The 9,588-nt window shown below is 32.2% G+C and carries 10 protein-coding genes; 8 read left to right on the forward strand and 2 right to left on the reverse strand.

The window, feature by feature from the left end:
- Positions 1–205: 205 nt before the first annotated feature.
- Genes CLVI_RS16565 through fsa form a run of 4 tightly spaced genes read left to right on the forward strand, consistent with a single transcriptional unit; the run spans position 206 to position 3,677 of the window.
- Positions 206–1,201, forward strand: coding sequence for a LacI family DNA-binding transcriptional regulator (locus CLVI_RS16565; protein ID WP_106061285.1), 996 nt, complete (start codon positions 206–208; stop codon positions 1,199–1,201).
- Between the two features lie 22 nt (positions 1,202–1,223).
- A complete protein-coding gene (locus CLVI_RS16570; protein WP_106061287.1) occupies positions 1,224–2,036 on the forward strand; it encodes a transketolase in 813 nt (270 codons plus the stop codon).
- Positions 2,037–2,046: 10 nt separating this feature from the next.
- On the forward strand, positions 2,047–2,982 hold the full coding sequence (locus CLVI_RS16575; RefSeq protein WP_106061302.1) for a transketolase family protein: 936 nt from the start codon (positions 2,047–2,049) through the stop codon (positions 2,980–2,982).
- 50 nt (positions 2,983–3,032) lie between these two features.
- The gene (fsa, locus tag CLVI_RS16580) at positions 3,033–3,677 is read left to right on the forward strand and encodes a fructose-6-phosphate aldolase (protein ID WP_106061289.1); all 645 of its coding nucleotides are present in this window, start codon (positions 3,033–3,035) and stop codon (positions 3,675–3,677) included.
- A 242-nt stretch (positions 3,678–3,919) separates the two neighbouring features.
- Here the strand turns inward: fsa and CLVI_RS16585 are convergent, their stop codons facing one another.
- Positions 3,920–4,267, reverse strand: a complete 348-nt coding sequence (locus tag CLVI_RS16585; RefSeq protein ID WP_106061291.1) for a four-helix bundle copper-binding protein — start codon at positions 4,265–4,267, stop codon at positions 3,920–3,922.
- A gap of 146 nt (positions 4,268–4,413) precedes the next feature.
- Between CLVI_RS16585 and CLVI_RS16590 the strand changes: the two genes are divergently transcribed.
- From CLVI_RS16590 to CLVI_RS16600, 3 genes are all read left to right on the forward strand, one after another.
- Complete coding sequence (locus CLVI_RS16590) at positions 4,414–5,514, forward strand: PQQ-dependent sugar dehydrogenase (protein WP_106061293.1); 1,101 nt, start codon at positions 4,414–4,416, stop codon at positions 5,512–5,514.
- A 199-nt stretch (positions 5,515–5,713) separates the two neighbouring features.
- A complete protein-coding gene (locus CLVI_RS16595) occupies positions 5,714–6,610 on the forward strand; it encodes an MBL fold metallo-hydrolase (RefSeq protein ID WP_106061295.1) in 897 nt (298 codons plus the stop codon).
- Between the two features lie 54 nt (positions 6,611–6,664).
- Positions 6,665–7,474, forward strand: coding sequence for a MerR family transcriptional regulator (locus CLVI_RS16600; protein ID WP_106061296.1), 810 nt, complete (start codon positions 6,665–6,667; stop codon positions 7,472–7,474).
- A gap of 150 nt (positions 7,475–7,624) precedes the next feature.
- Here CLVI_RS16600 and CLVI_RS16605 read toward each other — a convergent pair whose 3' ends face one another.
- Positions 7,625–8,716, reverse strand: coding sequence for a glycerol dehydrogenase (locus CLVI_RS16605; protein ID WP_106061297.1), 1,092 nt, complete (start codon positions 8,714–8,716; stop codon positions 7,625–7,627).
- A 301-nt stretch (positions 8,717–9,017) separates the two neighbouring features.
- On the opposite strand from CLVI_RS16605, the gene msrB reads away from it, so the two are divergent.
- Positions 9,018–9,494 carry a peptide-methionine (R)-S-oxide reductase MsrB gene (msrB, locus tag CLVI_RS16610; protein ID WP_106061299.1) on the forward strand — a complete coding sequence of 159 codons (477 nt, stop codon included), beginning with the start codon at positions 9,018–9,020 and terminating at the stop codon, positions 9,492–9,494.
- Positions 9,495–9,588: the final 94 nt, after the last annotated feature.

Genomic DNA, 9,588 nt, shown 5'->3' on the forward strand with positions numbered 1-9,588 from the left:
TGTGGATTAAAAGGATTTGGAGATATTAGTTACAATTAAGAGTAAAAATGCTTAAGGGAAGTTATAAATATATACTGTAAAATAATGGATAATAAAATAGTTGCCCACTTTTACTTGACTCAATCTAGTAGCAGAGTTGAAAATTATAAGTAAGTAGATATGGTATAATATGCTTAGTTAAAACAGATAAAGGATGAGGTAAATAATGAGGAAAACAACATTATCAGACATAGCTAAGTATGTTAATGTATCAAAGACAACAGTGTCAATGGTATTAAATAATAAGAATATAAATGTTTCAGATGAAACAAGAAAGAAAATATTAGAGGCATCAAAGGAGCTTAAATATATTCCCAACTCAGTAGCAAGAAGTTTAAGCACAAATAAAAGTTATACTATTGGATTTATAGTTCCTGATATAGAAAATCCATTCTTTTCAGAAATGGCCAAAGCCATAGAAACAGAATCGGAGAAATGTGGATATAGTATGATATTATGTAATACTTTAAACAGAGGAGAACGGGAATATGAGTATATAAAATTACTTATAAGCAGGTTAGTTGATGGTGTAGTAATAGTTCCAAGTGGAGAAAGTAATGAAGCATTAGAGCTATTAAGTGCTAATGATGTACCCTTTGTTGTTGCAGATAGAAAAGTTGAAAGTAATGAAAAATATAATGGAGTTTTTTGTGATAATAACAAAGGCATTAGGCTTGGGGTAGAATATCTTATGAATAAAAAAGTAGGTAATATTGCTTTTGTAGGAGGTTTAATACAAGGGGTAGATACACGTTTAGGCTATTTTGAAGAGATTTCATTAGAGTTAAATATATTAGATAAGGATCTTATAGAAGAGGAAGAGTTTTCTATGGGTGGAGGAATAAGAGCTACAGAGAGGATAATGAATAAAAATAAAGATTTAAAAGCTATTTTTTATAGCAGTGATATTATGGCTATTGGTGGAATGAAGTACTTAATTAGAAATGGATACAAAATTCCAAAAGATATAAATATATTAGGATATGACAACATTGGGTTTTCATCATTTATAGAACCAGAGCTTACAACTGTGGCACAACCAATATACAAAATGGGTGAAGAGGCCTTTAAGTTATTATTAAAATCAATAAATAATGAACATAGTCCTGTGGAAACAATTATTTTAGAGCCATATTTAGTAGATCGTGAGACTGTAAAGTAAAAGAAAGGTTGGTTGATATAAAATGAATAAGGAAAATTTAATTTCAATATCAAAGAATGTTAGAAAAAATATTATAGAAATGATATATGAGTCAAAATCAGGACATCCAGGAGGTTCTCTATCTTGTGCTGATATAATAACTTATTTATATTTTGAAAAGATGAATGTAGATGAAAAAAATCCTAAGATGGAAGAAAGAGATAGATTTGTTTTAAGTAAAGGGCATGCAGCTCCAGCTTTATATTCAGTGTTAGCAGAAAAAGGATTTTTCCCAAGAGAGGAAATGAAGAGCCTTAGAAAAATAGGTGCGTTGCTTCAAGGGCATCCAGATTCTAAACATATTCCAGGAGTTGATGTATCAACAGGATCATTAGGACAAGGTATATCTAATGCAGCTGGAATGGCACTAGGCCTTAAACATAAAGGGAGTAAATCAAAGGTTTATGTTTTACTTGGAGATGGAGAACTGCAAGAAGGTTTAGTATGGGAAGCAGCAATGGCAGCAGCTCATTATAAGTTAGATAATTTAGTTGCTATAATTGATAATAATGGATTACAAATAGATGGTAAAAATGAAGAGGTAATGTCTATAGCTCCATTAGATGATAAGTTTAAAAGCTTTGGATTTAATGTTATTAAATGTAATGGAAACGATTTTGATGAAATAGATAAAGCTATGACAAGAGCAGATAGAGTAAAAGGCATGCCAACAGTAATAATAGCAAAAACTATTAAAGGAAAAGGGGTTAGCTTTATGGAAAATATAGCAGGATGGCATGGACAAGCACCTAGTTTAGAACAAAAAGAAAAAGCAATAATTGAACTGGAAGGGTAGAGTGAGAATTATGGGTAAGGCAACAAGAGAATCATATGGGATGGCGTTAGTTGAACTTGGAAGAGAAAATGAGAAAGTAGTTGTTTTAGATGCAGATTTATCAAAATCTACTAAGACAAATGATTTTAAAAATAACTTTGGAGATAGATTTTTTAATATAGGAATAGCAGAGCAAAACTTAATGGGAATGGCAGCAGGAATGGCTAATGTAGGATATATTCCATTTGCAAGTACATTTGCAGTTTTTGCAACAGGAAGAGCTTTTGAAATAATAAGAAATTCAATTTGTTATCCAAAAGCTAATGTGAAAGTAGCAGCTACACATGCAGGGTTAACTGTAGGAGAAGATGGAGGTTCACATCAATCAATAGAAGATATAGCATTAATGTGTTCATTGCCTAATATGACGGTAATAGTACCAGCAGATCATAGAGAAGCTATGGCAGCAGTTAAAGCCGCCGCAGAAATAAATGGGCCAGTATATTTACGATTTGGAAGATGTAACACTGAAGATATTTATGATGATAGTTACATTTTTAAAATAGGTAAAGGTACGCAGCTAGTTCAGGGGAATGACCTAACAATAGTAGCAACTGGAATGATGGTTCAAAAAGCTATTGAAGCCTCGAAGTTATTAAAAGAAGATGGAATAAATGCAAGAGTAATAAACATTTCAACTATCAAGCCTATAGATGAAGAAATCTTAATAAAAGCAGCTAAAGAAACAAAAGGAATTGTTACAGTAGAAGAACATTCAATAATAGGTGGACTTGGAGATAGAGTTTGTAGTGTTGTTTGTGAAAAAGCACCTACAAAAGTTAAGAAAATAGGTGTAAATGATACTTTTGGAGAATCAGGAACACCAAATGAATTATTAGAAAAGTATGGATTAACAAGCTTAAATATAGTTAAAGAAGCTAAAGAACTTATTAAAGAATATAAGTAAATACTATACTTGTAGTATATTCTACAAGATAGATATGAGGAGATGTTATTATGAAATTTTTCTTAGATACAGCAAATGTTGAGGATATTAAAGAGATAAATAGCTTAGGGATAATCGCAGGTGTTACAACGAATTCTTCATTGATTGCAAGAGAAAAAAGGGACTTAAAAGAAACAATTAGAGAGATAGCCTCTATAGTAGATGGACCAATAAGTGGAGAAGTTATTAGCTTAGATTATGAGAATATGATAAAAGAAGGAGAAGAACTAGCAAATATTCATAAGAATATAGTAGTTAAAATTCCAATGACTAGAGAGGGTCTTAAAGCAGTTTCATATCTTTCAAAAAAAGGAATAAATACAAATGTTACATTGGTTTTTTCAGCAACACAAGCATTATTAGCAGCTAGGGCAGGAGCAGCATATGTATCACCATTTTTAGGAAGACTTGATGATATAGGATCAAATGGAATAATCCTTGTTAAAGATATTAGTGAAATATTTGAAAAACATAATATAAAAACTGAAATAATTGCGGCATCAGTAAGAAATCCTATTCACATAATTGAAGCAGCAAAAGCGGGAGCTCATATAGCAACAGTACCGCCAACTGTTATAGATAGTTTAATAAAACATCCACTAACAGATATAGGAATAGCAAAGTTTGTTTCAGACTGGGAAGCAGCAAATAAATAAAATTAAATTTAAATCTATCTTTTGAATGATGATAAAGCATCAGAGATTTTCTCTGGTGTTTTTTTTATTGAATTTTAAACATATGGAGGAAAGCTTTAGGGATTTGATATCAAAATTGAAGGGAAAGAATACGGTATTAAAATATCTAAAGATACTGGTGGTTTCTTTGGAATCGTTGCAGATATGCTTAATAATAATAGAAAAGCCAGTAAATTTATACTGACTTCTATATTAAGGGCTAATTACATACTAGTCATTTTTTTACATTCATCAGCACATGCATAACATTCTGTAGCACATTTTGTGCAATGCTCATCTTTAAACATATCACATTCTGATGCACATTTGGAACAAATAGTAGCACATAATGTGCAATGTTCTTTCATAAATTGTGCATTCATTGACATAAGTGATGAAGACATTTGGCACATTTGAGCACATTCAACAAGAGTGCTTATGCAGTTTTTTCTTGCTTGAACGTCAGATTCATTTAAACATGCTTTGAAACATTCATAGCATGCTTGAGCGCACCTATTACATTCATCAATGCATGTTTGAAATTTGTCTGTTGAATTCGTTGCTATTCCCATTATAAAACCTCCTTAATAATTGGTTTATTGATACACGAATTATTATTTGCAAATAAATAATAATTATTCAGAAATAACTATATAAATAATAAAGGTAAAAAGTGTGAATTCAGAGATGTATTCATTTCAATTTGGAGGATAACAGTATGAAAAAAATGATTTATAATATTTTGTCTAGTAGAATATTTCATGGTCCTGATACGGTCAATGTAAAGGCAAAAGCAATCACATCAAGGCAATTTTCTTACGAAATTAAAGTTATCGCTGAAAATTTATATGTACCCTGGGCTATAGCCATAAGTGATGAAGGTAACTTATATTTTACGGAGCGGTCTGGGGCAATTAGAATTATTGAAGATGGTAAACTTAATCCACAGCCACTCATTACATTTCGTGCACCCTTTGTAAGTCAGGGAGAAGGAGGTTTAATGGGTATTGCCTTAGATCCAAATTATTCGCAAAACCATTATATGTATGTTATGCATTCATATTCAGAAGGTAATCGAATTTATAATCGTGTTGTAAGATTGGTTGAAAAGAATAACAGGGCATCCATTGACCGGGTTCTTCTGGATAAAATCCCTGGGGGAGAAATTCACAATGGAGGAAGGTTAAAGGTAGGTCCGGATCAGAAATTATATATAACAGTGGGCGATGCAGGGAATTCTGCATTGGCACAAGATCCAACAAGTCTAGCTGGAAAAATACTCCGGATAGAATTAGACGGCAGGGTTCCTGAAGATAATCCAATTATTAATTCACCTGTTTATAGCTTAGGTCATCGAAACCCACAAGGTTTAGCATGGAATTCAAAAAATGTCTTGTATGCATCAGAGCATGGACAGTCAGCACATGATGAGATAAACATAATACAACCAGGAGCAAATTATGGCTGGCCTCTCGTTCAAGGAAATGAGGACTCCAAGGAAATTATGATACAAAAACCATTGATACACAGCGGAGAAGAGACATGGGCACCCTCCGGTATTGCCTTCCTAAATCAAGGACCATGGCAAGGAAAATTACTCGTTGCTGCTTTGCGTGGACAGCAACTACTTGCTATCTCGTTAAATGGAAAAGGAACGGTAGTGAAGAATATAGAATCATGGTTGAGAAATGAGTATGGACGTTTGCGTGATGTTGTTCAGGGGAAAGATGGATCGATTTACCTGACAACAAGTAATAGAGATGGCAGAGGAAATCCAGATATAGCTGATGATAAAATTATCCGGCTCATTCCAAAATAAAACAATGGAAAAAGAAAGAAGCTTATTCGTTGATATACATGTATGGTACTATTTAAATAAAGAATGTTAGTGTATTTAAGACACCATAGTAGGAGCAAAGGATTAACAGGTAATAAACATAAAAGAGTATAAAAAGAAAGGAAGTGAGTATTTAGTGATTTTGTGTACTTATAACACACACACTCGCTAAAAACAGTACATGCAAATAAAAGAAATAAAGGGAAATACATTCTGTATTGATACTGGAATGTCATACATACCTTTTTATAAGATTAATGATAAAGAAATTATTATGTTGGATTCAGGATGGGCAAAAGGAGAGAGAGAAGAGATAAATGAGCTTCTGGAAAAAAACAGATTTAAGGTAGTTGGTATAATATGCAGTCATGCTCATATAGACCATATAGGGAATAATGCATATTTAAAGAAAAAGTATAATTGTATTATCGCTATGTCAGCCTATGAAGCTCTTGTTTGCAGTTCCACAGTCAATCTCAAGGTTTATTATAGTAGCCAAACATTATCTGATGTTACAGAACATTTTGGACATATGGTTTGTGAAACAGATATTATGATTTTAGATAACCAAGATACAATATATGTGTGCGGTATTAAGTTTGAAATTCTTCATACACCGGGGCATAGTCCTGCACATATATGCATTACTACTCCCGATGATGTTGCGTATTTAGGGGATGCCCTCATAAGCTATGAAGTCATGAGGGGTGCTAAAATGCCCTATGCTTATATACTCAGAGAGGATTTGAAAAGTAAATTAAAGCTTTATGACTTAAAATGTAGCAAATATGTAGTGGCACATAAAGGTATGTATAATGATATTACAAAACTTATAACTGATAATATAGATTTCTATAAGAATAGAGCGACAAGAGTAGGTGATGTTATAGATGGTGCTATGACAATGGAAGATATTCTGAAGGCTGTTATTAAAAAATTTAATATTCATGTAAAGAGTAAATATAGATATACCGTAATAGAAAGAATGTTAAGGTCCTATGTTGAATATTTGAATGAAACAGGAATTATAGAGTTAAATATGGATGATGGAGTTCTTAAATATTCAAAGATCTATTGACTCTCCCTTTAGAGGATACTGTAATCTTAATTTACAAGGAAAGGAGATGTGTATATGTTTAGAATAGGCGAATTTTCAAAACTTACGAAAACTACAGTAAAAGCACTAAGGTACTATGATGAAATTGATTTGTTAAAACCTGAATTTGTGGATGAGGAGACAAACTATCGGTTTTATACAACGAAACAGTTGATACAACTTCATAAAATTCAGTCTTTTCGCCAAATCGGTTTATCAATTGATGAAATCAAGCTGATTATGTCCGGGCACTGTATAGAATTAATTTTGGAAAAACGAAAAAGTCAAATTGAAGATACTATCGCTGAAGGTAATGCACAACTTTCTCGAATTGAATTTATATTACAAGGAAAAGAGGAGGAGTTAATTATGAATTATCAAGCGATTTTGAAAGAATTACCAGAGTGCGTCATCTATTCAAAGAGGCTGACAGTGCCAAGTTATGAGTCATATTTTGAGCTTATACCGGCAATCGGGAAAGAGGTTGTTGCAGCAAATCCTGAATTAAAATGTACTGCGCCTGGGTACTGTTTCATCAAGTATCTTGACAATGAATACAAAGATAAAGATATTAACATTGAATTCTGCGAAGCGGTAGACAAAATGGGTAAAGAAACTGGTGATATTAAGTTTAAAAAGATTGAAAGTGTATCTGCAGTTTCTATTATGCACAAGGGAGCATATGATGTACTCGCAAAGGCGTATGCATTTGGGTTTAAGTGGATTGAAGAGAATGGATATATAATGGCTGACAGTCCACGAGAAAACTATATCGATGGAATTTGGAACAAAGAAAGTGAAGATGAATGGCTTACAGAGTTGCAAATACCTGTGGTAAAGAAATAAGCTGAGGGATTATAAGTATAGTCCAGTTATAATTATTTTAAAAGTGAAAGCCAGCGTCTTGAGACGCTGGCTAATAATATAGGTTTATAGTGTAGGATTAAATAACTCACTTGATGGGAAATTTTAATACGCATGTAAAAAAATTATCAATTAAATGTAGTCTTCTCCTAGTTTATTGGCTGTTAAAATAGCAGCGTAAACATCTTCTGGAGTAACATCAAATGGCATATTATGTGCAGTATCTTCTTTTGAGGTAGCAACTTTTGCCACTTCCATAATTTCTTCTGGTTTAATTTCATTAATACCTAATTGTTTTAAAGTAGTTGGAAGACCAACATTATTACAGAAATATAATACTTCTTCGATTTCTTCCATTGGAGCATCTTCAAGTACTAATTGAGCTAATGTACCAAATGCAACTTTTTCACCATGATACATATGATGGCAAGCTGGCAATACAGTGAAACCATTATGAATAGCATGAGCAGCTGCAATACCGCCACTTTCAAAACCAATACCACTAAGAAGTGTATTAGCTTCTACTATTTTTTCAACTGATTTTGTACAAACGCCTTCTTCTACAGCTAATTTAGATTTGTAACCTTCAGCAATTAATGTATCGTAACATAATTTAGCTAATGCTGAAGCTGCAAGGGTAGTAGTACCAGCAGCACATGTTATAGCGTTAGATTTCTCACAAGCTCTTGCTTCAAAATATGTTGCTAAGGCATCACCCATACCAGATACGAGTAGACGAACTGGAGCTTTTGCAATTATGCCAGTATCAACTAAAACGATATTAGGATTTTGCTTTAAGAATAAGTATTTATCAAAGACACCAGTATCAGTATATAAAACTGATAAAGCACTACATGGAGCATCGGTAGCTGCGATAGTAGGTACAATTACAACTGGAATATCTTTATAATAACCAACGGCTTTAATGGTATCTATAATTTTTCCACCACCAATACCAATAAGAACATTTACATTATTATCTTCACAAACTTTGATAATACGGTTTACTTCTGTCATACAGCACTCACCGCTAGATAAATCATATTTAACAGTGATATTTTCAATTTCAAAGCTTTTGTCAACAGTAGCCTTTACTCTTTTTAAACCACTTTCACTAATTAAGCATAATGCTTTTCCACCAAGTACAGATACATATTGTGCAATATTTGCTAGTTCTCCATTACCTTGAATATATTTACCTGGTGAAATCATAATTTTTGCCATAAAAAAATCCCCCTTAATGTATATTAATTTGCAATTGTTTCCATTATAATTATATAACTTTTCTCTATGATAGTAAAATTCAATTTGGAGCATTATGACGAATTATATAAGAATTTTAAAATGATTTACGAGACTCAGCTTAGAAGATTAGCAAATTTAACGTCTAATTCATATAAGAATTGAAAAACAACTAAATTATAGCCATTTCATTAAAGATATTATTTTGTTATAATAGAAATATATTAGAATAGATTTAAGATTAGAAGCAAATACTTTGATTGAGAATCAAGGAGGTAATGAAATGGATAAAAAATATACTAAAAAATCAATGGAAGAATTGAAGGAACAGTTAACTAAAGAACAATATAGAGTAACAGCAGAAAGTGCTACGGAAAAACCGTTTAATAATAAGTATGATAGCTTTTACGAGAAGGGGATTTATGTGGATATAACTACAGGTGAGCCTTTATTTCTATCTTCTAACAAGTTTAACTCAGGATGTGGATGGCCTGCCTTTTCAAAGCCTATAACAAAAAAAGTTGTTAAAGAAAAGATTGATGCAAGTCATGGAACTGTAAGGACAGAGGTTAGAAGTAATATAGGTGATGCTCATCTAGGACATGTATTTAGTGATGGTCCAAAGGAAACGGGCGGATTAAGATATTGTATTAATTCAGCATCACTTAAATTTATCCCTATAGATAAAATGAAAGAATTAGGTTATGAAGAATATTTAGATCAAGTTACGTTAGAGTATAATTTTAGTAGGCAAAGGTAGCAAAAAAATAAAGGAGATGTAAAAACATCTCCCCAATACATAAATTATCCATTATAATTTTATTGCTAAGATAAAAAGAATGGAGTTGGATTTA

This window comes from Clostridium vincentii (genome assembly GCF_002995745.1).
Classification (GTDB): domain Bacteria; phylum Bacillota; class Clostridia; order Clostridiales; family Clostridiaceae; genus Clostridium; species Clostridium vincentii.